Source organism: Pseudomonas sp. BIGb0278, assembly GCF_024809895.1.
GTDB lineage: Bacteria > Pseudomonadota > Gammaproteobacteria > Pseudomonadales > Pseudomonadaceae > Aquipseudomonas > Aquipseudomonas shirazensis.
Genome location: NZ_JANUEL010000001.1, coordinates 86,602 through 110,308 on the forward strand (window position 1 = coordinate 86,602; position 23,707 = coordinate 110,308).

12 protein-coding genes, 5 tRNA genes and 1 pseudogene are annotated in these 23,707 nt (G+C 61.9%); 12 read left to right on the top strand and 6 right to left on the bottom strand.

Annotation, left to right across the window (positions count from 1 at the left end):
* Nucleotides 1-102: 102 nt before the first annotated feature.
* A complete protein-coding gene (gene msrB, locus M2396_RS00430) occupies nucleotides 103-498 on the top strand; it encodes a peptide-methionine (R)-S-oxide reductase MsrB (protein WP_101321551.1) in 396 nt (131 codons plus the stop codon).
* Between the two features lie 13 nt (nucleotides 499-511).
* Complete coding sequence (locus tag M2396_RS00435; RefSeq protein WP_101321549.1) at nucleotides 512-1,000, top strand: glutathione peroxidase; 489 nt, start codon at nucleotides 512-514, stop codon at nucleotides 998-1,000.
* Here the strand turns inward: M2396_RS00435 and M2396_RS00440 are convergent.
* Nucleotides 990-3,346, bottom strand: a pseudogene (locus M2396_RS00440) (response regulator). The gene M2396_RS00435 and the pseudogene M2396_RS00440 sit on opposite strands and share 11 nt — an antisense overlap.
* A gap of 77 nt (nucleotides 3,347-3,423) precedes the next feature.
* On the opposite strand from M2396_RS00440, the gene M2396_RS00445 reads away from it, so the two are divergent.
* A complete protein-coding gene (locus M2396_RS00445; RefSeq protein ID WP_259072321.1) occupies nucleotides 3,424-4,311 on the top strand; it encodes an ATP-binding protein in 888 nt (295 codons plus the stop codon).
* A 1-nt stretch (nucleotide 4,312) separates the two neighbouring features.
* Nucleotides 4,313-4,795 carry a GAF domain-containing protein gene (locus tag M2396_RS00450; protein ID WP_259072323.1) on the top strand — a complete coding sequence of 161 codons (483 nt, stop codon included), beginning with the start codon at nucleotides 4,313-4,315 and terminating at the stop codon, nucleotides 4,793-4,795.
* A 60-nt stretch (nucleotides 4,796-4,855) separates the two neighbouring features.
* On the opposite strand, the gene M2396_RS00455 is transcribed toward M2396_RS00450, so the two are convergent.
* Nucleotides 4,856-5,623, bottom strand: coding sequence for a hypothetical protein (locus M2396_RS00455; RefSeq protein ID WP_150573100.1), 768 nt, complete (start codon nucleotides 5,621-5,623; stop codon nucleotides 4,856-4,858).
* Between the two features lie 369 nt (nucleotides 5,624-5,992).
* Here M2396_RS00455 and M2396_RS00460 point away from each other — a divergent pair.
* From M2396_RS00460 to M2396_RS00480, 5 genes are all read left to right on the top strand, one after another.
* A tRNA-Glu gene (locus M2396_RS00460) sits at nucleotides 5,993-6,068 on the top strand.
* Between the two features lie 2 nt (nucleotides 6,069-6,070).
* Nucleotides 6,071-6,146: transfer RNA gene (locus M2396_RS00465), tRNA-Gly, on the top strand.
* 82 nt (nucleotides 6,147-6,228) lie between these two features.
* A tRNA-Glu gene (locus M2396_RS00470) sits at nucleotides 6,229-6,304 on the top strand.
* A gap of 3 nt (nucleotides 6,305-6,307) precedes the next feature.
* Nucleotides 6,308-6,383: transfer RNA gene (locus M2396_RS00475), tRNA-Gly, on the top strand.
* 86 nt (nucleotides 6,384-6,469) lie between these two features.
* Nucleotides 6,470-6,545, top strand: a tRNA-Gly gene (locus M2396_RS00480).
* A gap of 106 nt (nucleotides 6,546-6,651) precedes the next feature.
* On the opposite strand, the gene M2396_RS00485 is transcribed toward M2396_RS00480, so the two are convergent.
* The 4 genes from M2396_RS00485 to M2396_RS00500 all read right to left on the bottom strand — a co-directional run bounded on the left by M2396_RS00485 (nucleotide 6,652) and on the right by M2396_RS00500 (nucleotide 16,132).
* A complete protein-coding gene (locus M2396_RS00485) occupies nucleotides 6,652-7,731 on the bottom strand; it encodes a fimbrial protein (protein ID WP_259072325.1) in 1,080 nt (359 codons plus the stop codon).
* Entirely contained in the window at nucleotides 7,728-10,307 is a 2,580-nt protein-coding gene (locus tag M2396_RS00490; RefSeq protein WP_259072327.1) for a fimbria/pilus outer membrane usher protein, read from the bottom strand. Before M2396_RS00490 ends, M2396_RS00485 begins: the two co-directional genes overlap by 4 nt.
* A 248-nt stretch (nucleotides 10,308-10,555) precedes the next feature.
* The gene (locus M2396_RS00495; RefSeq protein WP_259072329.1) at nucleotides 10,556-15,667 is read right to left on the bottom strand and encodes an RHS repeat domain-containing protein; all 5,112 of its coding nucleotides are present in this window, start codon (nucleotides 15,665-15,667) and stop codon (nucleotides 10,556-10,558) included.
* 27 nt (nucleotides 15,668-15,694) lie between these two features.
* The gene (locus M2396_RS00500) at nucleotides 15,695-16,132 is read right to left on the bottom strand and encodes a hypothetical protein (RefSeq protein ID WP_178080785.1); all 438 of its coding nucleotides are present in this window, start codon (nucleotides 16,130-16,132) and stop codon (nucleotides 15,695-15,697) included.
* A 321-nt stretch (nucleotides 16,133-16,453) separates the two neighbouring features.
* Here M2396_RS00500 and M2396_RS00505 point away from each other — a divergent pair, with 321 nt between their 5' ends.
* The 3 genes from M2396_RS00505 to M2396_RS00515 all read left to right on the top strand — a co-directional run bounded on the left by M2396_RS00505 (nucleotide 16,454) and on the right by M2396_RS00515 (nucleotide 23,698).
* The gene (locus M2396_RS00505; RefSeq protein ID WP_150570130.1) at nucleotides 16,454-18,250 is read left to right on the top strand and encodes a hypothetical protein; all 1,797 of its coding nucleotides are present in this window, start codon (nucleotides 16,454-16,456) and stop codon (nucleotides 18,248-18,250) included.
* A gap of 211 nt (nucleotides 18,251-18,461) precedes the next feature.
* The gene (locus tag M2396_RS00510) at nucleotides 18,462-20,873 is read left to right on the top strand and encodes a hypothetical protein (protein ID WP_259072335.1); all 2,412 of its coding nucleotides are present in this window, start codon (nucleotides 18,462-18,464) and stop codon (nucleotides 20,871-20,873) included.
* A gap of 2 nt (nucleotides 20,874-20,875) precedes the next feature.
* Nucleotides 20,876-23,698, top strand: coding sequence for a hypothetical protein (locus M2396_RS00515; RefSeq protein ID WP_259072337.1), 2,823 nt, complete (start codon nucleotides 20,876-20,878; stop codon nucleotides 23,696-23,698).
* The last annotated feature ends 9 nt before the right edge of the window (nucleotides 23,699-23,707 follow it).

Consider the following 23,707-nt stretch of genomic DNA (forward strand, 5'->3'; position numbering starts at 1 on the left):
TGCCAGACTTGGAGCCTTGCGCACGAAGCCAACTAATATACGTGCCACCCGCGCCGTGGAAAAGCCGGTGCGAGGTGAAATTCAGCCTGCCGAGGTGACAACATGCAAAAGATCGACAAAACCCTGGATGAATGGCGCGCCATGCTCGACCCCGAGCAGTATCAGGTGTGTCGCCTGAAAGGCACCGAGCGCCCGTTCAGCGGCAAGTACAACAGCCATAAGGCCGACGGTGTGTACACTTGCATCTGTTGCAACGCTGACCTGTTTGACTCGACCACCAAGTTCGATTCCGGCTGTGGCTGGCCAAGCTTCTATGCGCCGATTGCCGACAGCGCGATGATCGAAATCCGTGACACGACTCACGGCATGATCCGTACCGAAGTCACCTGCGCCCAGTGCGATGCGCACCTGGGTCATGTGTTCCCTGACGGCCCGCCGCCGACCGGGCTGCGCTACTGCATCAACTCGGTGTGTCTGGACTTCAAGCCGCGTGACTGACCGGAGAGCGACCATGGACGATTCTTTGCTGAACATCCCCTGCGTGACCTTGAGCGGCGAGCACAAGCTGCTCGGCGACTTCGCCGGCAAGGCACTGCTGGTGGTGAACACCGCCAGCCAGTGCGGCTTCACCCCGCAGTATCAGGGCCTGGAACAGCTATGGCGCGACTATCGCGGGCAGGGCCTAGTGGTGCTGGGCTTTCCCTGCAATCAGTTCGGCAAGCAGGAGCCCGGCGATGCCCGCGAAATCGCCTCGTTCTGCGAAGCACGCTTTGGCGTCAGTTTCCCGTTGATGCGCAAGATCGACGTCAACGGCCCAGGCACTCATCCGCTGTTCGTCGAGCTGAAAAAACGCGCGCCGGGCCTGCTTGGCACCGAGAAGGTCAAGTGGAACTTCACCAAGTTCCTGCTCGACCCGGTCAGCGGCAAGGTCACCCGCTTTGCTCCGACCACCAAGCCGCAGGCGTTACAGGCTGCGGTGGAGAAACTGCTCAACCCTTGAGCGGCACCCAGTGTTCGATCAGTGCGAGCAGGTCTTCGCGGCGAAACGGCTTGGCCAGGTAGTCATCCATGCCGGCGGCGCGGCAGCGCTCGCGCTCTTCCGGCATGGCATTGGCGGTCAGGGCGACGATGGGTAATTGTTGCCAACGTCCGCTCTGGCGAATCCGCCGGCTGGCTTCGTAACCGTCCATGACCGGCATGTTGCAGTCCATCAGGACCATGTCGACGGTTTCCCGTTCGAGCATTTCCAGAGCCTCGGCGCCTTGGCTGGCGACCAGCACCTGGCAGCCGAGCTTGCCCAGCATGCCCTTGGCCACTAGTTGATTGACCGGATTGTCTTCGACCAGCAGCACTCGTGCGCGGTGCTGCAGGGCGTTGGGCGAAGCCTGCACGGGAGCGGTGTGGGCCTGTTCGCCCTGGAGCATCCGCCGCAGCGTCTGGTAGAGCGCGTTGCGCGCCAACGGCCGAGCCAGCTGCACCAGCGGAGCCAGCTCGCCGGCGCGCTCGGAGGGGAGGAAGTTGCCGTAGGCTGTGACCAGCAGAATCGGCGCAGCGAATTGCGGGCGCAGCGCGAGCAGTTGCTCGAGGTCATCGGTGATCAACAGCTCGAATGCGCCTGGCTGCAGCGTGCTGGCGCTTTCGTGCTGTTGATAGTCCAGGCCCCAGCCAGGCAGGTTGCTGCTCAGCAGCTCGGCCAGGCCACTGCCGGCCTTGCTCAGGACCACCACGCGTCCACGCAGCGGCGCGGCGGGAATCGCTTCGGTGTGGGTCAGCAGCGGCAGGTCGGCGCTGAAACGGCTGCCAAAGCCTGCGGCTGACTGGATATGCAGGTGGCCTTGCATGGCTTTGCACAGGTTGCGCGTCAGGGCCAGGCCCAGGCCGGTGCCGCCGTACTGGCGGGTGATGCCGGCACCGGCCTGGGTGAACGGCTGAAAGATTCGTGCCTGGGCCTCTTCGGGGATGCCGATGCCGGTGTCGCAGACTTCCAGGCGTACGCCGCCGACAATTGGCGACAGGCGCACATCGACACGGCCAAAGCGGGTGAACTTGAGCGCATTGGACAGCAGATTGCTGACGATCTGGCGCACCCGCGTTGGGTCGCCGAGCACGGTACTGGGAAACTGGCTGGCGATCAGGCAGGTCAGCTCGACGTTGGCGGCGGCGTTCTGCGACAGCAGGTTGGCGGTGTCTTCGACCATCGCGCCGAGGTCGAACGGGATGCGCTCCAGCTCCAGCTGGCCGGCGTCGAATTTGGACAGGTCGAGGATATCGTTGAGCAGTTCGACCAGCACCTTGCCGGAATCATGGGCGATCGACAGCTGTTGGCGCTGCTCGGCCGGCAGGCCGCTGTCCAGGGCCAGCGAGATCATGCCCAGCATGCCGTTCAGCGGGGTGCGGATCTCGTGGCTCATGTTGGCCAGGAACGCCGCGCGGGCCTGGGCCATTTCCAGGGCGCGGCGGCGTGCTTCTTCAAGGTCCTGGTTGGTCTGGCTGAGGCGATCGTTGCTTGCCTTGAGCTCGTCGGTGCGGGCCGAGACGCGGTCCTCCAGTTCGTTGAGGTAGTCGGTCAGGCGGTTTTCCGCAGCGCGCCGCTGCTGAATCTCGGTGGCCATGCTGACGAACTGCCGATTGGCCACCTTGACCAGCACGCCGATCTCGTCCGACTCGTGCCCGGGCGGGCAATCCACCCGGGTTTGCTGGGGCTGGCGCGGGTCGCTGTTGCTCAGCGCGGCAATCACCGTCACCAGCGGCTTGGTCAGCATCATGTAGAACAGGCCGAGGAGGATACCGGTCAGCACCAGGCTGCGGGTAAAGCCGTTGAGCAGGGTGACCCAGGCGCGCTCGAGAAAGCGCCCGCCGAAGGTGTAGGTGTCGACGTCCAGGTACAGCGTGCCGAGGTAGTCCTTGGGCATCTGCGCCAGGTGCAGGCGCTCCTGAAACTGGCGTTGCTCGCCGAACAGAAAGTCGCTCAAAAGCCGATAGCGGTCTTCCAGGCGCGGGCGCTGCACATCGGCCAGCACCGTGTCATTGTTGTCGATCAGCCGCGCACGGATCACCGCCGGCGATTGCAGCAGGCCGCCGGTCAGCTCTTGGGCAAGCTCGGTGTCGATGTTGTAGGCGATGCGCGAGGCGGGGTTGTGGCTGATTTGCAGCAATGCCTGCACTTCGCGGTTGATAGACGCGTCTTCGCTGGCATAATCGATACCGATCTGGATGAGACTGAGCAATGTTCCCAGTATGAAGCCGACCAGGACAGTCAGCCGGGCTTGCTTGTAAGACAGACGATTGGTGAACTTTATATCCATGGATCCCAAGCCGGTTTCGCGCTCCTGCGCTGCGCAAGCATAGCCGATCAACCTCGGCAACTGGTGGGTCTGTCAAACATTCAGCCTTTCCCTGCATCCGTTTTAACCAGGAGTCACCATGGACCCCCGCCTCACCGCCTTTCTCGAGCGCGCCGAATCGATGCTCGCCCGGCTCGAACCGCTGCTGCCCGCGCTGCGCCCGCAGATCAACTGGGACATAACCCTGGCGGCCCGTTGGCAGCGCGATGGCCGCAGCGGCTACCTGATGCCGCTGGAAGTCAGCCTGGACATGCGCCTGTCCGACCTGATCGGGGTGGACAAGCAGCGCGATCAACTCGGCCGCAACACCCATCAATTCATCAACGGCCTGCCGGCCAACCACGCGCTGCTGTGGGGCTCGCGTGGCACCGGCAAGTCGTCGCTGGTGCGCGCCTTGCTCGCCGAGCACGCCGGCGCCGGTCTGCGCCTGATCGAGATCGAGCGCGATCACCTGGCCGACCTGCCGCGGGTGGTCGAGCAATTGAGCAAGCTCAAGCAGCGCTTCGTGCTGTTTTGCGATGACCTCTCGTTTGAAGCAGGCGAGGGCGACTACCGCGTGCTCAAGAGCGTGCTCGATGGCTCGCTGGAGCAGGCGCCGGACAACGTCCTGCTGTACGCCACCTCCAACCGCCGCCACCTGGTGCCAGAGAAGCAGAGCGACAACGAAAACTGGAAGATGGTTGACGGCGAGCTGCACCCCAACGAGGCGGTGGAGGACAAGATCGCCTTGTCTGACCGCTTCGGCCTGTGGCTGTCGTTCTACCCGTTCACTCAGGAGCACTTCCTCGATGTGGTCGAGCACTGGATCGGCCAACTGGCCAGTACCGCCGGGTTGCAATGGCAGCGCGACGAAGCACTGGAAATTCTCGCCGTGCGCTGGGCCACCGGGCGCGGTAATCGTAACGGCCGCTGTGCCTATCAGTTCGCCCGTTATTGGGTCGGCCTGCAATTGCTGGAGCAAAACTGAAATGATCGACCTCAATGCCAGTGGCGCAGGCCTGGACGGCTATCACCTGCTGGCCGCGCAAGTGCAGGCGCTGTTTGCCGACGAGCGCGACTTCATCGCCAATGCCGCGCAGTTCTCGGCATTCCTGTACAGCCAGCTGGACGACCTGAACTGGGCCGGCTTCTATATCAACCGTGACGAAGAGCTGGTACTTGGCCCATTCCAGGGGCAAGTGGCCTGCGTGCGCATTCCTTTCGGCAAGGGCGTGTGCGGCGCGGCCGCAGCCAACTGGCAGACCCAGCGGGTGGAAGACGTGCATGCGTTTCCCGGGCATATCGCCTGTGACAGTGCATCGCAGAGCGAACTGGTGATTCCGCTGGTCAAGGAGGGCAGGCTGATTGGCGTGCTCGACCTCGACAGTCCCAGGCTTGCGCGTTTCACTGAGGCCGATCAGATGGGGCTGGAGCGATTGGCGGCGATCTTTCTGGAATTGACCGACTGCTGAAAACGACAAGGGGCCTGATCAGGCCCCTTGTGCTGTGTTGCAACCGATGCAGCATGCCAATCAGTCGTAGATGACCTTTTTCTTCCAGGTCTCTTCCTCGTCGGTCTTGAGGCCTTCGGTCAACTCATTGTTGTCGCTCTCGGCAGGCTCCATCTGGTCCAGCACCATAGCGTTGGCGCGGGCCAGCAGCTTCTCCAGATAGGTCAACTGCTCTTCATACTGCTTGGGCTCCTGCTGCTTGCGCAGGTACTGCACGCCGCGCTCGAAGGCCAACCGCGCCTGACCAGGCTGATTTTGCTGGAGTGCCTGCTGGCCGAGGTTGTTGAAGAACTCGATGTGCAGCAGCACCAGGATATGGCGGATTTCCTTGACCCAGTACTTGCCCTCGTTGCCGGCCAGGAAGCCTTCCTGGGTGGCACGCACGATCTGGTTGTGCAGTGCTTCCAGCAGGAAACGCACATCCTTGGCTTTGACTTCGGTCTGGATCGGGCTCGGTGGGTTGTTCACCGGCAGCTTGTCGCCCAGTGCAATCAAACCTTCCAGCTCGGCCAGGCGCGCTTTCAGGGGGGCGCTGTTCTTGTCCACTGCCAGCTGGCGCTGCGTGACGTTGTGTTCCAGGCGCGTCATCAACAGCTTCAGCGCCGGGTTCATCAGCTGCCCGGGGAACGTCTCGTTGATTTCGCCACAGCGGCGGGCACGTTCGGCCAGCTCGATTTTCAGCCGTGCGCGTTCGAGCTTGCTGTTCTCGACCACATTGTTGAGGTAGCCGATAACGATCAGCAGGGCAATGCCGGCAACGATGAGCAGAGTGATCAGAAGTGGTGTCACCGTTAACGCCTCATGAATAAGTTTTGCTGCAATGAGTGTAGTGAGTTCGCTGGAGGGCGAACAGTGCAGCTTGGCGGACGCCAGGCACGATGCCTGTATCCTGTGTCGGCTCGCACGGCAAAAACTGCAGTGCAGTCGATCGCTAGTGGCACTTTGCTGCGAGCTTGCCGGGCTGCTGTCAGAAAATCAACGCCAATCCCCGGACGCTACCTATATAGCTGCGCAGCCAGCGCCGAAGTCATTGATTTCAATAAATTTATACAAAGGGGTTGACGGCTTTCGAAGGCATCCCTAGAATGCGCGCCACTTGCAGCGGAAAGCTAACCGCTAGATGCAGCAAGTCAGTAATAAATAGTGAAGATGTAGCGTGTCCCCTTCGTCTAGTGGCCTAGGACACCGCCCTTTCACGGCGGTAACAGGGGTTCGAGTCCCCTAGGGGACGCCATTGCGGGAATAGCTCAGTTGGTAGAGCACGACCTTGCCAAGGTCGGGGTCGCGAGTTCGAGTCTCGTTTCCCGCTCCAGTTTTCAGGGTTTTGCCTCACGGCAGGGCTCGAAAAAAGAAATCCAGGGCTTGTACCTGGTGCGCTGCAAAGCGTCGGCATTGTCCCCTTCGTCTAGTGGCCTAGGACACCGCCCTTTCACGGCGGTAACAGGGGTTCGAGTCCCCTAGGGGACGCCATTTGCGGGAATAGCTCAGTTGGTAGAGCACGACCTTGCCAAGGTCGGGGTCGCGAGTTCGAGTCTCGTTTCCCGCTCCAGTTTTTCAAACTGTGGCGTTCATGACGTAACAGCGGTGGTGCAGGGCAGTACAGCCTTTCACGCCGACAGAAGCACGCTTTACATTGCGGGAATAGCTCAGTTGGTAGAGCACGACCTTGCCAAGGTCGGGGTCGCGAGTTCGAGTCTCGTTTCCCGCTCCAAACGTAGTACGAAAAAGGGGACCTCTGGTCCCCTTTTTTGCGTCTGGATTTTTTCACGCTGATCCAGTGACTGCGCCGGCGCCCCTGAATCAGGGGCGTGTAGGGCTCAGCGGTAGGTGATGGTGAAGTTCAACGCGCCTTCACCCACGCCCGGTTTCACCCGCGGGTCGATCTGAACATAGCGTGCCTGAAAATCCAGGCGGGTGAGGCCGATGTCCAGGGCTTTCATCAACTGATCGGCTTGCAGCGGCATCGGCGAGCCGTCGCTGCGCAATATCTGAATACCCAGGCCGATATCGTCCGACGTGCTCGTCAGGCTGAACACGCCTTGATCAGGGTCGATTGCCCGAGAGCCTTTGGCACCGTCGAGATACACATGGACATCCGCACGGGTGGCGCCGGGCACACTGCTGTCCTGGCAATCGTTTAGGGTGATATGGAAGGGTACAGACGGCGTGTGCGTGCCGACGCCCTTGAAGTCTTCAACCTTGTGATCACCCAGCAACACCGGGTCGGCACTCACCGCATCGGCTCTGAGGGAGCATTGCGCGCGAGTGACCGTCGCCGTGAGCCGGTAGTCCAGCACTTTGCCCAGGTCGTGGACAATCCCATGGAACATCTCTCCAGCGATCCGCTGCGGCCCCGCGGCGATGTCGCCGGTCTTGATGAACACCGCCTCGCCATTGATGGTGCTCAGTGACGCGGGGAAGCTGGTCATGGTCCTCATGGCGCCAGAGTAGGGGACTGCGTTGACAGCGTCCGGGCTGAAGCTATTGGTGCTGCTGCCATCGTAGGGATATCCCAAATCGATATACACACCGACGCCTGGGATATTGGTTTGCAGCACGTGACCATCAACGTTCTTGCCTTCGACCGGTGGCAGGCTGCCGCTGAACAGCGGTGCAGTGTTGGGCAACCTGGCGGTGACTGGGGTGGCGGCATCATAAAAACACTCCAGCGTCGTGCTCTCGTTATTGCGAGCGAATAATCGTGCTTTGCCAATGACGGTGCCGACCGGGGCGTCGCGAGGGATCCAGAAGCTGCCCATGTCTTTGACGAAGGTCATGTAGGCGCCACCGGTGCCAAATGCGCATCTGCCGTAGGCGTTGGTCGAGGCCAGCCCGAGCGCGAGGTTGCCCAGGATCAGCACGAGGGGACGCAGGGTACTGCGCAGCGCAGAAGTCATGAGGTGTGTTCCTGTAAGAGGGTAGCGGAGGCCGGGGCGGCGTCGTCAGGGGAGTACGGCAGGCACGCCAGCGTTTGCAGGCGATAGCCGTCGCTGTACGGCATCGTTTGCGCATCCAGCATCACCTGGCAGTGTTGAATAGCGCTGTCGCCCCAGCGCACCTGCAGCTGCTGCAGCCCGGGTTCGGTGATGGCCAGCAGGGTTTGCCCGGCTTGGCCGACGCTCCCCAGGACCTCGCCCTGGGCATTGCTGACCTGAGCGCCGAAGGGCAGCGGGCGGCCGTCGGGCTGATGCAGGGTCAGCACCATCCGCAGCACCTTGCGGGCATCGAAACGGGCCTTGATCACCGCGCCCCGGCGCGGCACCACCTGCTGGCTGGCATTGTCGATGATGACCTCGGGCGACAGCTGGTCGGTGTCCAGCACCAGCGAATTGATCCGATACGGGTTCAGGTGCGAGACCAGCAGATAGCCCTGGGCGTCGGTGCGAGCCGAGGACGCGTTCTGCACGCCGACGTTGGCGACGTCGGGTACATGGACCAGGGCCGGGGTTTCGCCCAGATAGCTGCCGAAGGCGATACCGTCGGCATGCACCAGTACCGCACCGCTGGCGTTCAGGGACAGGCTGCGTTGCTGGCGTGACTCGTTGTAACCTGCCCCGAAGCTGGCCTGGCTGCCCTGATAAGCGAGGGATACGGCGCCGTTCTGGTGCTGGTTCCGATCGTTGTTGAGCGAGGCATGGTAGCTGAGGCGATCATCCAGCATGCCGCCCTGCAGGCTCGCCCGCTCGGTGGACTTGCCATCGACGTGTTGCAGGTTGAACGAAGCGGTATGCGGGCGGCGGCCAAAGTCCAGCGGCAGGCTCAAGCTGACCCCGAACTGGCGGCTGTCGGTGTTGCGCGAACTGAGCGATTGCGAGGCGAACAGGTTGATCCCCAGCTTGTCCACGCGGGTGTTGTACTGCAACTGGTACTGACGGCGTTGCTGATTGCTGTGCCAGAAGTCTTCCTGCGACAGGGTCAGGCTCAGCGAACTGCTGCGCCCAAGGTTCTGGTACAGCGAGGCTTCGACCCGGCTGCGCCGGCTGCCTGCAAAGCGCGCGTCGGCGAAGCGCTGCTGGACCGCTTCGTCAAAGTCGCGGTAGCCCTCGGTGGAGTAGCGGTAGCCGGCGAAGCGCAGGCTGGTGCGGGTCTGGAAGGTCTTGCCGTAACGCAGGCTGTAACTTTGCCCCTGGACGTGGCCCAGGGTGCTACCCAGGTCGGTATTGGCCTGGGTGACATCCAGCGAAAACGCGCCCAGCTCGCCGAAGTCGCGGGCCATGCCCAGCACATCGGCTCGGTAGTGGTCACTGACAAGCAGGCCGCCATAAAGGGTGGTGCCCCAGGCGCCGCCGCGCGCCAGCGTGCCCTGCCAGAAGCGCGGCTCGTCGAGGTGCCTGGCGCCAGTGTAATTGCCAACGGTGGCGCTGTAGCGCCAGACGCCTTCGCGCAAGAGGCTGCCCATCGATGAATAGGGCTGGATGAAACGGCTGACCTGGCCATCGCTCTCGGTGACGACGATTTCCAGCTCACCGTTGCCGGAGCCGACACTCAGGTCGTCGATTTCGTAGGGGCCGGGCGCCACGTAGGTCGAGTAGATCGGAAAGCCGCTGCGCAGCACTTCGACCTTGGCCCGGGTTTGTGCCACACCGCGGATCACTGGGGCGTACTGTTGCAGGGTGTCGGACAGCATGCCCTGGTCGGAGGCCAGGCGCGCGCCGGAGAAGGCGAAGGAGCGAAACATGTCGCCGCTGGTAAAGGTTTCACCCAGGGTGAGGTTGGCATACAGGCCCGGCAGGTCGCGCTGGGCGTAGGTGTCAGTGCGGGTCCAGCGGCGCCGGCCCTGTTCATCCTCGCGCAGGAACTGTTGGCTGCGCAGGCGCCAGGCCCCCAGATTGAGCCCGCTGTTGAGGTTGAGGTCCTGGCTGTGGGTGTTGCGCCCGTCGCGCCGGCTGCTGTGCTGGGCAGACGCCTGGTAGTTGATGAAGGCGGCCGGGATGCCGGTGTCCCAGCGTTCTTGCGTCACGGTGCTGGAGCGATCCTGGCGCAGGGCAATCTGTGGGATCGACAGCGACAAGCGTAGCTGCGACGGATCGAAATCAACCCGCGCCTGGGGAATCAGCGCTGCCAGGTCGATACAGCGATCGTCATCGGGCAAGGGCGTTTCCAGCGCCTGCTCGCGCAGGTTCAGGCCGCGCAACAGGTCGCGGGTCAGGCAGGCCTGCAACGCTTTGCCCGTGGCAGACTGACGGAATTCGATCTCGCGCGTTTCGACGGGCGTGAGGTTGACCAGCAGTGCCACCCGATAGCGCCCAGGGGTCAGCGGGGTATCCGCCGCCAGGCTTTGCAGGGCAAGCGCACCCGCTTCGGCCGCCTGGCCGGGTGGTTGGCGCATGAAGCCTGCCTGGAACTGCGAAGAGGGGCTTTCGGCAAGGGCGGGTGCGCTCAGCACCAGGGTCAGGCAACTGCCCGTAAAGGGTTGAAGCAGGGCGATGCGCAGGCGCGACGGCAGAGGCCTGCGCCGGTCAAGTCGGGACATGGGAGGATCCTGAACTGCATGCACTACCGATCGCAGCGGATCGGTGAGTGGTGGCTGGAGCGTGGGGGGAACCGCGATGTACCGACCGCCTCAGCGGCAGGTACATCGGGTTCGAGGGCGCTAGGTTAGGCTGGCGCCGGAAGGGGGGATGTAGGCAATTTCTCTGGTTCGCAGTGGAGTAGTCTACGTAGCGATATGGACTACCGCTGCATGGCGCAGAGCGTGCTCAGGCTCGACAACCCTCAGGTTTAGCCATTTATGATTCTCCATTGCTGGTGATTATCTCTCCAGGCGATGTATTGCCCCTTACCCACTTGGGTAAAGTCAGCGGGCACTGGTCTCCATGGGGATGCCGCCCCTGGTGTGGCAGTTGTATGGCCACTGTTTGCTACCGGATTGACGCTCGACGCTGAGCTCGCGCGCGAGAGTGCCGGGGAAGCGACTGGTGACGGACTGGAAGCGTTTTCGAACATCTCTAGGTCCAGCCCTGACCAACTTTGTGAACCGGTTCTGCTTCCCATGGCTGCGTCGGGCTCGGGCAAGTTGGCGATCGAGCTTCTGGTGGGTCCACTCAAACTCGGCGACCTCGACAGCCCCGCTGGCGCATTACCTTTGACCTTGCTCGTGGCCGTGGCGACCTTGGAGACATTGTCGAACAAGGCTTTTTTCCCCGCTTGGTAACTGGCCGCGGCTTTCGCAGACTGCGCCGCCTTGACTGCGCCAAGTGCAGCGCGAGTGCCATTGATGCCCGCAGCCCCGATGAAGCCGCCCATGAAACTGAGCCCGTAGGCGATGTAGGTCAGGTTGGCGTTGTCATCTCCGGTAATTGCGGTGTAGGTCTGGATGCCGAGCGCCGCTGCGTTGGCTGCCACCCCGCCCAGACCGGCAACATAGCTCAGCGTGAGGCCAATGGTCGCCGGTGCGGTCCACGGCATGGTGAAGGCCGCCACGCCGAGCATCAAGGCGGCGATGCCTACGCCGATCCATGCGCCCCACGGTGTCTTCGGCTTCTCCGGCGGATCGACATACGACGGTGGATCGCGATCCGGCGAGACGCCTTCGGCCCGGTGCCCGGTGGGGTCACGCCAGTTGACCGGGTTGCCCAGTGCATACAGGTAGGGGTTGATGCCGGCCTCTTCGGGGCTCAGCGAATCCGGACTGTGGAAGCGCATCAAGCCTGGGTTGTAGGCACGATAACCGTTGCCCAGCAGGTACCAGCCAAGCGCCTCTTCACGGGCTTCGCCGTTGAACGCCAGCAGGCTGCGCATGCCATTGTCATCGGGCCGTTCGCCGTAGGCACTATAGTCTGCGTGGCGGGTGCCCTGCGCATCGCATTCGCCGATGACGCTGCCCGACAGGTCGCTGAGCAGCAGTTGCGTGGCGTCGGCATCGGCGGGGTAGTGCTGCACCCCCAGCGGTTGGATGCCGGCATACAGGTAGTGGGTCAGCACATCGTCTTGCGAGGTGCAGTGCAATTGCTGACCTAGGAAGCGCCGGTCGACCTGGCGAGTGCCGCCGTGCAGCGAGCCCACCAGCTCATCATGGCCATCGTACTGGTACTCGACCAACGGAGTCACACCGTCGACCTCCAGCACCCGTTGCAGGCGGCCGAGGGTGTCGTATTCAAGCTTGCGCCCCTGCTCGTCATTGAGCATGTTGCCGAATTCGTCGTAGTCGAACGCTTGCTCTGCGGGGTAATCCTCAAGCAGGCGATGGGTCACTTTGGTCAGCTTGAAGCTGCCATCCGTCGCGTAGGTAAAGTCGGCTCGGTCGCTGGTGCCATCGGCGAATTGGGTTACGCAGCGGGTGAGGTTGTCTCGTTCGTCGAATCGGAACTGCTGCAGACTGATCGGCCGCCCTTTGGCATTGCGCGGCAGTGCCTCGCCGTCACAGCAATGTTCGAAGAGGCGATCGAGCTCATCGTACTCGAAAGTCTCTTTGCGCACCTGTTTGCCAGCGCGGTGCAAGGTACGGCTCGCAAGAAGGTCGTTGTCCAGCCAGGTCAGGTTGACTACCTGCTGTTCGCTGCCATTGACGCTCAGTGTGCGGGTAACCTCGCGGCCCAGCGCGTCGTAGGCCAGCGTGCACTGCACCTGGCGATCGGCATTGTCGCTGTCGCGGGTGGTGGTGGAGGCGAGCAAGCCTTCGCTGTTGTAGCCGAAGGTACAGTGCAGGCTGCCCTGGTCCACGCGGGTGACGCGCCCTAGGCTGTCATAGGCATAGTGGCAGTCGTGACCATCCGAGTGCTCGCGGGCCTGGATTCGCCCTTGCAGCGAGTGCCGGTAGGCGTTGTGATGCTGTTGCTGGTCGGCGACTTTCCAGGTTTCTGCGCGCAGGTGGCCCTGAGCGGAGTAGTGGTATTCGCGGCTACCGCTGGCATTGGCGGCACTGGCAATCTCTGCGCTCACCGCGTCGTAGGCATAATTGGCCTGCAGTTCGCTGCTGGGCGCGCTTTGACCCTCCACTTCGATCCGGGCGCTGACGTGGGTCGGCTGCACGGTCAGCTGCGGCAGGTACTGGTAGCCGATCACCCGCTTGCGCAGGCCCTTGCCAGTGCGCTCGAGGCTGTAGCTCGTGCGCTTCTCCACCAGCGGGGTGGTGCTGCGGTAATCGTATTCTTCTAGGCGCGGGCCAACCTTGACCTTGACCAGCCGATCCAGGCCGTCAAAGGCACGCTCGCAGACTGTCTCGGCGTCGCTGCCGGCACTTTTGCGCACCTGCAAGGCGGTGGTCAGTTCACTGGCGCTCTGCGCGGCGAAGTGACGGATCAGGGCGCTGCCATCCGGACGCACGGTCTCGACCATTCGGCCCCAGACGTCATAGGTGTATTGCGTCACGCGGCGTACTGCCTGGGTGCTGTTGTCAGTGAAGCTGAAGGTGTCCTGGACGCAGCGGCCGAGCCCGTCATAGACGAAGTCCTTACGCCCCACCTGGAGCGCTGGCTGGTCTCCCTGCTCGAGCTGGCGGTACTCGAATACCGGCTTGTTGAACGCATTGAGTTGGCTGACCCGCAGCTGTTGCTTGACCCCGGGTGCATCCGGGCTCTCGGACCAGTTGGTGAGACGGTCGCCACCGTCGCCGAACGGGGTGAAGTGGGTCAGCTCCCTGACGCCGTCTGGACGGGTCACTTCACTGCGTCGGCCCCAGCCGTCGTAACCGTAGCTATAGCTCAGGGTGACGTCCGGGGTCAGCGCCCGGGCATCCGCCGGCTGCGTCGGATAGTCATGGAAGGCTTCACCGACCAGACGGCCGACCGAGTCGTAGCGCATGGTCGACACGGTGTACTTCAGACGCTGTTGCGGGTCGCCTGGCATGGCGACTTCGCGCTCTTCCCTGATCGGGCGGTTCTGGCCGTCGTAGACGATGCGCGTGAGCACCCCCTTGGCGTCGGTGACTTCCTCGCAGCTGCGCGTGCGGCGGTCTTCTTGCAGGATCGGGTAAGCGAAGCGGCGGGTGGCCCGGTAGGTCGGGTCATCGGGCGCGGTGGTCTGCTCGACCAGGCGATCGAGCACATCGTACTGGTAGCGGGTGACCACACCGAGGGTGTCATGGTCTTCGACCAGATGGCCGCTGATGATCGACTGCGCCGAACGGGTAGTGGTCTCCAGGGTGCCGCATGGCGCGCTGTAGGTCTCGCGTGTCTGCAGCCAGGTCGATTGCCCGGCAGGGTCATCGACCAGCTCGTAGCGCCAGCGGCGGCTGGCGGAAACGCCATTCATGCTGAACTGATGCTGGTCGAGGCGACCGTGCAGATGGGGCTTGTCGGGCAGGTTCAGGTAGCTGCGACGGTTGCTGTGCAACAGCGTTTCGTGTTCCTTGGCCTGATCGAGGGTGACCTCGAAGGTGTCCTCCTGCGCGAGTGCGAGCCAGCCTTCAGGCAGCGCCTGAAGGGTGTTCTGGGTCAGGCCAGAGAGCAGCGCATAGCGATAGCGATTACGTTTGATCGCCGCGGCGGGCAGCGTCTCGTCGTCGACCGGGGCGGGGTAGACCGTCTCGCATTTGAGGTTGCGCACGAAGCCTTCCGGGTCCGCCGGGCAGCCGTCGCTTTGCGTCCTGGGATAGTACTCACGCACGGTGCGTATGCCATTGGCGTTGATCTCTTCGATCAGGTTGCCAAACGCGTCATAGCGGGTTTGCAGGGTTTCCGCGCGCCGGTCCTGCGAGTTGCCCTGCAGGGTCCAGGTCTTGGTCACCGTGTGCGGCAATTGAAAGAAGTTCGGCTGGTCGGCGAACTGCAGGTTGGGCAGTTCATGGTAGGTGGTGGTGACGGTTTCAATGCAGCCTTGTTGGGTAGTGACCTGTTCGGTCATCAGGTGGAAACGGTTGAAGCTGCGTTTGACGGTGCGCAGTACCTGGCCATCGAGGTAATGGCTGGCGGTGGAGTCGTAACTGAAGTTGGCCTGGGTCGACTTGTAGAGGTTGTCCTCGCCCTGGTCGGACCAGGTGACGCCGGCGCCATAGCCGAGAAAGTTATTGCTGCTGAAGGTGTAGGTGTTCTTCATGTGGGTGGATTCATCCAGCGGATCAGGCTGGAGAATGTGTTCGGCGGCATAGGGCAGCGTGCGTGCGACCCCCGGAAGCGCGTGACCGTCTTCCTTGTAGGCCACCGTCTCGACGCCACCGATGGGGTTGGCCAAGCGAGTCAGGTAGTACAAGCCGCCAATGGTTCGATAGGTGAAGTCCCAGCCCGCCTGGTCGGTGCCGGGCAGGGTGATCCGGGTCAGCTGGTCGCCTTCCAGGCCCAGGGTGAAGCGGGCATGGGCGTCGGTCGCGGGGTGCAGGTCGAGCAGTACCCGGGCGTTGCCGCTGTAGTCGATGCTCAGCAGGGTGCGTTGGCTGTCGTCGCTGATCGACGCCAGGCGCGGTTGGCCGTTGAGGACTTGATACTTCAGGTCGATGCCATGCCCGGAGGGCGCCAGTACCCGCACCGGCAGGGCCACGTCGAAGCCTGGGCCCTGGGGTTCGAGGATTTCGACAAGGCCCGATTTATGGGCAATGCGCAAGCGCTTGTGTTCGCCTTCGCTGATGTTGCTGAACTGGAAGCTTTCCAGTTTGCGCTCCGCGATGACCGCGGTTTGCCCAGGGCCGTTATCGGCGACCTTGAAGCTTTCGCCGGTGTGCAGCTCGAGCATGCCATCGGCGAGGCTGAAGCGGGTCAGTTTAAGGCTCCAGCCGATGCCGAAGCCGCTGTTGCGTTCGTTCATCGGGTTGAAGCTCAACTGCAGGGGCAGATCGGGGCCGCACAGTGCGTTGGGGTTGAGTGCCGGCAGGTCGATGCCCAGTGCATATTGGCCGGTGCGTGGGTCGACACTGCCCTGAACGAAACTCATGAAGTTGAAGGCATTGGAATGCAGAGACATACAGTGCTCCAGGTGAAACCACTCAGCTCAGTGGGTGGGGGGGACAGGGGACGTGTCGACGGTGACTTTGCCGAGGGTGTCGCGGGTTATATTATTTTCAGTCTTTGCATCGACGACGATGCCCAGGCCTTCCTTGATAAAGTCGTTCGCCAGATAACCATTAACGAAGTAATCGACGTCGTGGCTGTCCAACTTTGAAGTCTGGTGAGTGGTTTTCAAACGCATCCACCACTGTGGTGTACCGTCACTGTTCAGGTGTCTGGACGCGAGTGTGATGCGTGTGGCAGACGGTAAGTCGTCCATTTGAATCTTGCGCGGTCTGCCCAGTTGGGTATTGCCTCGGGTGAGGTCCAGTGTGAAGGTTCGACCGTTGGCATCTGCCGGGATATTGAGAATCTTTGAATCTTGATCGGGATCGCTGACGATGATCACCGCAGATTGCAAGCGTGCGTTGTTATGGGTCATGAAACACTAACCTCGTGAATTAAAAGTTTGGTTCACACGTGCGTGCAGGGCCTGTGTGAGCACAATTGGCGGGTGCCGTGCAGCGCTGTTTGAAGTTGGCAGGCTAGGAGAGTTTGACTGGGTGCGCACCTCGTAACATTCACAGGTGCGCGCAGGCTGGCCGCAAGCTGGCGAATCCAGAGGGCTGGTGAGTTCACCGTGAGCAGCCTAGTAGTTGTGCCAGCTGTTCGACTCATTCAACCCGGCTTATAACTGAGGCCCGGCAACCGCTGGCGATGCGGCGGTTGAATAAGTTCCGTCTCTGATTTGAGGTCGCTAAACATGAGTGTGCAACAGACGGCAGGGCTCGAAGAACCGTCAGTTCCTGATTTGAATGAATCGAATGAATTGGACCTGGATGCGTTGGGTAACCAGGACCTGCTGACCTATATCAAATATACCGGTATGCAAGATGGTGACTTGCTCCGGCCGCGTTGGATAGGCGCCAGTATCAGCGGCGAGCCGTTCGACGATGTCGGGGCCGTACGTCAGGTGGGCCCGGATGATCTGGTGAGCGGTCATCCAGTCATTATCAAGAATGAAGATATTCGCGCCGCCGCAGGGGGGCTGGCGGTGTATTCCTATAGCGTCAACGAAGGGCCGGAATCACTGCGCAAGATCTGCTACCTGGGCCTGCGTCCAAAGCCCGCGGCGGAAACCCTGTCGGTGCTGCATGCCTTGCCCTCGCATGACCTGACCCTGCAGCCACGGGCGTTGCCCTCCAATGGGGTCATCACGCTGGTGGTCGCGCCTTACCAGGCCATGCAGGTCGGTGACAAGATCACCGTGAAGCTGGTGGGCTACGACGAAGATGGGGTCGAGGACGATGACTGGTCGACTGTGCTGACGGTGGACAAAGACCATTTCGACAAGAAGCCGCTGTCCGCCAACGTTCCCAAGAACTGGTTCAGTTTCCTCGAAGACGGATGTGTAGAAGGCCATTACCGCATTGCCCTGGCTGACGGTAGCAGCCTGGACTCGCCTGCGCAGCGCTGGAAGATCGACTCGAGCGCAACGCTCCCCGGCCTGCTCGATGCACCCGCCATCGAGGGCCACACCGAGGGCGAGCCGTTGGACCCGGCACGCTTTCGCAACGGTTTGACCCTTCGCGTGCCAGGTTATCCGGGGATGGCTGTGTCGGACCATGTCGTGCTGCATTGGCGTAGCCCGGCGGGTGACCTGATCCAGGCGGCGCGGGTAGACCTCAGCAGCGTGACGGCGGATTCGATGTATTTCCGAGTGCCTGCCGAAAACCTGGTGCACAACGCGGGCGCGAGCGTGCGCTTGACCTACCAGTATGGGCGCGAGGGCGCCAGTCTGGGCTCCAGGGAGCTGCTGATCAATGTGGCATTGATACGCACCTTGCTTGCCGCTGATGTCCGAAGTGCCATCCCGGAAAACGCGCCTGGCTCAGGCCGGATACCCGCTCTCGAGGCCCGAGGCGGAGTCTATGTGGTGGTGCCCCCAGACACCCTGGCCCCGGGCGAGCGAGCCGAGGTTCACTGGATGGGCCAGTCAGCGCTGGGCCAGTATGTCGCCAAGTCGCCGGTCAGCGAGGCCAACCCGCTGCGCTTCCTCATTCCGCAAGACTATGTACCGGCGAACTTTGGCCGCGGTGACCGGGACGAGTCCAGGCGTTTTCCGGTGTTCTACCGGTTGATCGGAGCTAACGGCCATGTCGACTCGCTGCCGTACAACCTTCGGATCACGCCGGTGCCCAGCGCCAACTACCCGCAGATCAACTGTACCCAGGCTGATGCGGGGGGGCTGTCACTGTCGAGGGTTCCTGCTGCGGGTGCCGACCTGACGTTGGGGACCTGGCTGTTCGGCAAAGAAGGCCAACTGCTGACGCTGGTAGCCAGCGGCCTGACGGCAACGGGCGAGGTCGAGGAGGTGATTCTCGACAGCGTTCCGGTCACGGCCGAGCAAGCCGAGAAAGGGGTACAGGCAAAGTTGCCCAGGGCATTCCTGCAAGGGCTGGTAATGGGCGAACGTTTCACACTTTCGCCACGACTCAGTTTTGACGGCGGGGACTATTACACGCCGTTTCGTAGTATCACATTAACGTTGAACCGCTAGTTCATACCATTCAATAACCCCGGTTGGCACGTTGTCAAGCTGCCTTCCAGGACACTGACTGATAGCAAACAATCCAAATCGACTCCAGGTTTATCTGGCGATTCATATCGCCTGCAATTCCATGCAATTCGCAGAATTGTTCATGACGACTCGATAGGTTAGGAGAAAGACCCTGATGGCTAAGCTTACATTCGCAAATTATTTAACTTACTTGAAACGTGAACCCCGCACCAAAGGCTGGGGTGCGCTGTTGGTGTATGACCGTTTCAAAACCAACATGCTGTTGGCGCAGGAACATATCGAACGCTTTGACAACAGCCGTTGGTTGAAACCGATCAGCGTGCGAGTGGAAACCGAAGGCGGCAGCTGGACCGATGTTTCCGAACTGACAATGGATAAGCCGAGCCTGTCCTTCGTCAATTCGAACATCAGCAGTTCGGCGGCCCGTTTGAGCATGTCTATGCAAGGTGGCAAACTCAAACAGTTGCGCAGAAAGACCGGCAGTGAGCAGATCGAACTGGTGGGGCTGTCGCGGCTCGACCCGCTGAGTGCACCGGCCGTGCGCATGAATATCAACCTCAACCAAAGTAACAACGGCACTATCACCGATCAGGGACGGGTGACCCTGGACCTCTCCGAGGGTTCGGGATACACCTTCGAAGTGTCGAGCTGGAAAGACTTGAACGAAAAGGTCGGCGCCGCTATTCAGCGGAGCTTTGCCGCGCTACCGATCGAGGAGCGGGTGTGGGAGCTGAACACGCTGAAGCCGGTCGAGGGTGAGCTCAACCCCACCTCGTTTGCGGTACGAACCCATTCCTTGGCCAACGCCGGGCAATCTGTAGCCAGCACCGATCGGGCTGAGCAAGAAGAGGGCGCAGTGGTGATCGGTGTCGCCTTCAACGGCGCGAAGGGGGGCGATTTTCCAACCCGTGACCAGGACATGCCGTACTTGCTGCCCGAGCCTGCGCCGAACAGTGGTCATGTGCCGTACACCATGAACGTGCTCTTGAGCAATGCCAGCTGGACCCAGCAGGTACTGGTGAAGTTGCTCAGAAGTGTGCCTGGCTTTACCGAAACCGTGCCGACCTATGTGGTGGAGAATGGTTTCAATGTAGGGGTTGAGTTCGGCTCAGCCAATGTCGCGTTCCCGGCCGGCCGCGATGACTTCGATGGCGATAACTGGGTGACATGGCAGGCCTATGATGCCTTCGATCTGCAGCCGAGCCGTAGCGCGCTGAATTTCCGTGTGGAAGACAACAACATTGTTTTCTCGTGGCGCGCCGTGGCGGTCGGCACCTTCTCATCCCGATTCAAATATGCCGAGTCGTGGGTAGTGGCAGAGGGCCGAAAGGCTGAGTTTACCTTTACCTGCACCAAAAAGTTCGTATCGGAACTGCAGACCAGTGGTGCGCGCAAAGGCAGTGTCATTTTCAAGGGTGACGCGGTCACGTCCACTGTGGACGTCAAGCAGGTGGACGATACCAACTGGAATATCGGCCCCTTCCAGGATTACATTCGCCGTGATACTGCCCCCAAACTCCTGGCTCAGGTCGTCGAGAAGTTCGATACCTTTACCGCTGCCGTAGATGCCGCCGGGGTCTCGCTGGACGTCCTGCGCTTGAACAGCCTGCTGTTTCGCAGCGAGCAGGCTGCCGAGCCGGAGAGCCTCCAGGCCCCTGGTGACCTGTCACTGCTGGGCACCTTGGCACCCAAGCTCACCGCATTCGCCGTCGAACCGCTGAATGCCTCGCTCTCTGCGGGTACCAGCCAAACCTTCCAGCTGACGCCACGCCCTTCGGGTACGGTGACCTGGACTGTCGACCACCTGCCAGGGGAGACCGGCGACAAAGGCACGATCGTCAACGGTGTGTATAGCGCGCCGGCCAGCGAAACCATCACCGGTACGTCGAAGCGGGTCATCGTTACCGCCAAGGTCGGCGACCAGCTCAGCCGCGCGTTGGTGACCGTCGTTCCCCGCAGCGTGTCGGTCTTCCCCTTCCTGCTCAGTGGCCAATTCTCCAGCGAGCCGCCTGCGAAACCGTCCCGCTATGTCGTGACCGGCGGTAGCCTGGGCGCCCCGTTGACCTGGTCGATGGCACCCGGGGCCAAAGGCACCTTGCGCACGCCGGGCGCTGAAGACTCGGACCTGGACATCCCAGTGGACCAGGAGGTGCGTATCTATGTCGCGCCGACCAAACAACCAGGCGCTAGCGGCACGATCGACTCCCTGATGCAGCTGGATACGGTCAAGGTGAGTGCGGGTGCACAAACAGAGACCATGGATGTCGTCCTGCCCTGGATTTCCACCACCGCCGAACTCAAGGTTACTGCGCAACCGGGCAATACGCTCAAACTGGGCTTGTGGGGGCAAAGCTGGGGCGGCGGCTCGGTGGAGGTGCCAGCTGAAAATACCCAGTGGTTCCTGGTCAAGGGTGAGGGCACCTTGGCTGAAACAGGGATCTACACGCCAGGTGCCGAGGGTGACTACATCATCGTTGCCGCGGTTGACAAGACTTCTCCGGCCCTTGTCTGGAGCTACACCATCTTGCCGATGCCATATGACCAGGCCTACACCGAATTGGTCGAGCATGTGCACGCGCACAGCACTCAAAGGAAGGGCTGATCATGACTGGCAACGCTAAACAAACCCTGCTCGATGAGCTGAAAAAGGGCGATGCCCTGCATGGTTGGGGCGCGATCCTCGCGCTGGGACGTAATCGCTTCAATCAGTTGCTTGAAGCGCAATTCGTCGATGCGTTCGCGACCCAGGATTTCACCTTGCCGATCAGCGGCGAGTACTTCATGGAAAACCGCACCGAGAAGGTCGTCTTCGACAACCTCATGCTCGGCCCGCCTCAGCTGTCGTTCAAGCATGCCAGCGGGAAAACGGCGCAGGTCACGGTCAGCATGGAGCTGATCGCCGGTACCTGCTACGCGATCGGCCAGCATCCAGGCGCCCCCGACTGGCTGCGCCGCAGCCATCGCTTGCTGCAGGGCATGGGCTATCACTTGGAAATGCAGGCGGTGCTGCAGGTGGTCCCGCTGGAAGCGTCCGGCCAGAGCCAGTTGATCCTGGACCTGGGGGCTGCCACTGAGCCCACCTGCAACCTGGGGATGAGCGATATCGCCAGGCGCGCAATGGGTAACTTCATCCAGCAGCAACTCGGTGAGCAACGCCCCGAGTGGATACTGCCGGTGATGACCCTCGACATGCTCGGCTATGACGCAACCTCGGTGGCCGATTTCAATGTAGTCGCGCAGAAAGCACCGCAAGGCGCTGGCAGCGGCGCGTCACCGACAGACGATGGTGCCGTGCTGCTGCTCCTGCAGTTGCGCGGTAGTGCCGCCGCAGGTGACGTCCCTTCGGCGCTGCCGTACCTGCTGCCGGCGAAGGATACCGGTGGCGGCAACTACAATGCCGCCCTGCTGGTCGACAGACTTCGTGCGCCGCTGTTGGGCCAGAAGGCCAGCAATACCCTGACGCGCATGCTGCTACCCCAGGCTTATCAGGTGCGCATGAGCGAAGAGCACCTGCCGCACGACATGATTCTGTTCGGTGACCTCGAGGCCACTGCGCAAAGCAGTGATCTGCAACCCGCCCTGAGCAGTGTCGCGGCCTCACGGCAGGTCAGTTACAAGCTGAACGGAACACCCGCCAGCGCATGGTCGGCGCGCAACCTCGTCCATCCACGTGCGTGCGGTGCGATCAGTCAAGGCCGCTATACCGCATCTGCGCGCGAAGATTTCGTCAGCGATCAGCAAGTGGTGGTGGTCACCGCACACGTGGCCGATGCCGCCGACAGCAAGCCGCGTACGGCGTTGCTGGTCGAGTCCAGCGAGTCCCTGGCCATCTCGCCGAGGGTGGTGCTGTGGGGCAAGGGCGATGGCCCGGTCAGCCTGAGCGCGTCGCAGAGTGACGGCCTGCGCTGGGAGCTGGAGGGCGCAGCGCACGGCAGTCTGCAGCCCGACCCGGCAAACCCGGGTACGGTGCAGTTCCTGCCCGGGGATCAGACCGGTGCGGCGCAGGTCGTGCTGCAGCGGATCAAGGTCACCCGTGGCGCGGACAGCGGTTATGCGACCGTGGCGATTCTCAACTACACGCCAGTGTTGAACGTCGAACCCTTCCATGTGAGCACGATGCCCGCCAGTGGTGTTCAGACGTTCGCCCTGGCCGATTTCCCCGCTGATGACTGGGTACTGTTCGGTGCCGGCGAAATCGACCGAGCGACCGGTGAGTACACGGCGCCTGAGAGCGGCGCGGGCGAGGTCAGCGTGGTCGCCGGCATCGCCGGTATGCACGCCGGCTTTGCAGTGATCGAACACCAGCGTAACAGCCCGCAACAAATGGCCAGCCTGCGCGCGCGCTGGAAAACCCTGAACAGGTTCGAGGTTTCGCTCAACAACGCCAACCGTAACCGGGTGCTGGCCAATGGGTTGCAGCAGGTGGGCATCGATATCCTGCTTGAAACCAACTCGTTCGAGGACGATGACGGTACGGCCTGGGACCCGGTCAGCGACCTGGAGCTGTCGACGTTGGTGATCCTGCATGAGGACGGCACTGAAGTCGATTACCTGCTGCCCGGGCGCGAAGGGCTTGACCCGGATAAACCCGGCGACGGCAAGCACTGGGCGGTGAGCAAGGTGCGCAATCGCTTCGACTACCTGCCAACCGCCAACCGCAGCGCCCAGGCCACGCCGGCACCGCAGCTGGCGCCGGCTGATGCCCGACGCATCGTCACGGTGTACGTGCATTGCCTGGAGGCAGAGGTTCGCAAGTTCAAGGCCAAGTTCCAGGATCATGCCAATGCCTGGCATTACTCCGAGCTCAAGGACGAAACCAAGGGCGTCGTGCAGCTCGAAGGGGTGGTGGTACCGCCACCGAACCTTGGCAACTACGCGATCGCGCCCAAGCGCGTGGCCCGTCGCATGGGCTTCGATCACGGCCAGCCACTGGATACCTTCAACTACTGGCACTACACCACCGATTACTGGGTGATCAGCGCAAGGGACACGCAATTCACCAGTGTTAGTTTCGATAAAGCGTCGATGATCCGCTGGGAAAGCGAACTGCTCAAGGAGTCGTATTGCACGTACACCGGCTACGCCTTCAAACCGCGCCGCTACCGGGGCGCAGTGCCGACATCGACAGGTATCGAATACCAGGCCGAGTTGCAGCTGTTGGCGCAAGAACGGCAAGTGGCTTTCAAGGAACTCGACTATGGCTTCAAGGGCCAGGAAGACGTCGCTGAAGGCAGCCTGCTATTGACTCTGGATCGGGTACCGAACCTCGCCTACTGGTATGACACCGCAGGCACAAATTACCGCAAAGTCCTGGACACGCCGCTGTCGTTCACCCTGATCGACAACTTCGGCATTGCGCATCGGCTCAAGGTCACCTTCGGTGCCGGAGCAGACAGTCGCAACACCCTGACGCTGGACCTTCAGTAAGTGTGGGTC

What these genes read in the sequence shown, in the direction of transcription:
- M2396_RS00500 (WP_178080785.1), bottom strand. Translation starts at nt 16,132, where the DNA reads ATGACCCATAACAACGCACGCTTGCAATCTGCGGTGATCATCGTCAGC.
- M2396_RS00495 (WP_259072329.1), bottom strand. Translation starts at nt 15,667, where the DNA reads ATGTCTCTGCATTCCAATGCCTTCAACTTCATGAGTTTCGTTCAGGGC.
- M2396_RS00490 (WP_259072327.1), bottom strand. Translation starts at nt 10,307, where the DNA reads ATGTCCCGACTTGACCGGCGCAGGCCTCTGCCGTCGCGCCTGCGCATC.
- M2396_RS00485 (WP_259072325.1), bottom strand. Translation starts at nt 7,731, where the DNA reads ATGACTTCTGCGCTGCGCAGTACCCTGCGTCCCCTCGTGCTGATCCTG.
- M2396_RS00450 (WP_259072323.1), top strand. Translation starts at nt 4,313, where the DNA reads ATGATCGACCTCAATGCCAGTGGCGCAGGCCTGGACGGCTATCACCTG.
- M2396_RS00515 (WP_259072337.1), top strand. Translation starts at nt 20,876, where the DNA reads ATGACTGGCAACGCTAAACAAACCCTGCTCGATGAGCTGAAAAAGGGC.
- M2396_RS00435 (WP_101321549.1), top strand. Translation starts at nt 512, where the DNA reads ATGGACGATTCTTTGCTGAACATCCCCTGCGTGACCTTGAGCGGCGAG.
- M2396_RS00445 (WP_259072321.1), top strand. Translation starts at nt 3,424, where the DNA reads ATGGACCCCCGCCTCACCGCCTTTCTCGAGCGCGCCGAATCGATGCTC.
- msrB (WP_101321551.1), top strand. Translation starts at nt 103, where the DNA reads ATGCAAAAGATCGACAAAACCCTGGATGAATGGCGCGCCATGCTCGAC.
- M2396_RS00505 (WP_150570130.1), top strand. Translation starts at nt 16,454, where the DNA reads ATGAGTGTGCAACAGACGGCAGGGCTCGAAGAACCGTCAGTTCCTGAT.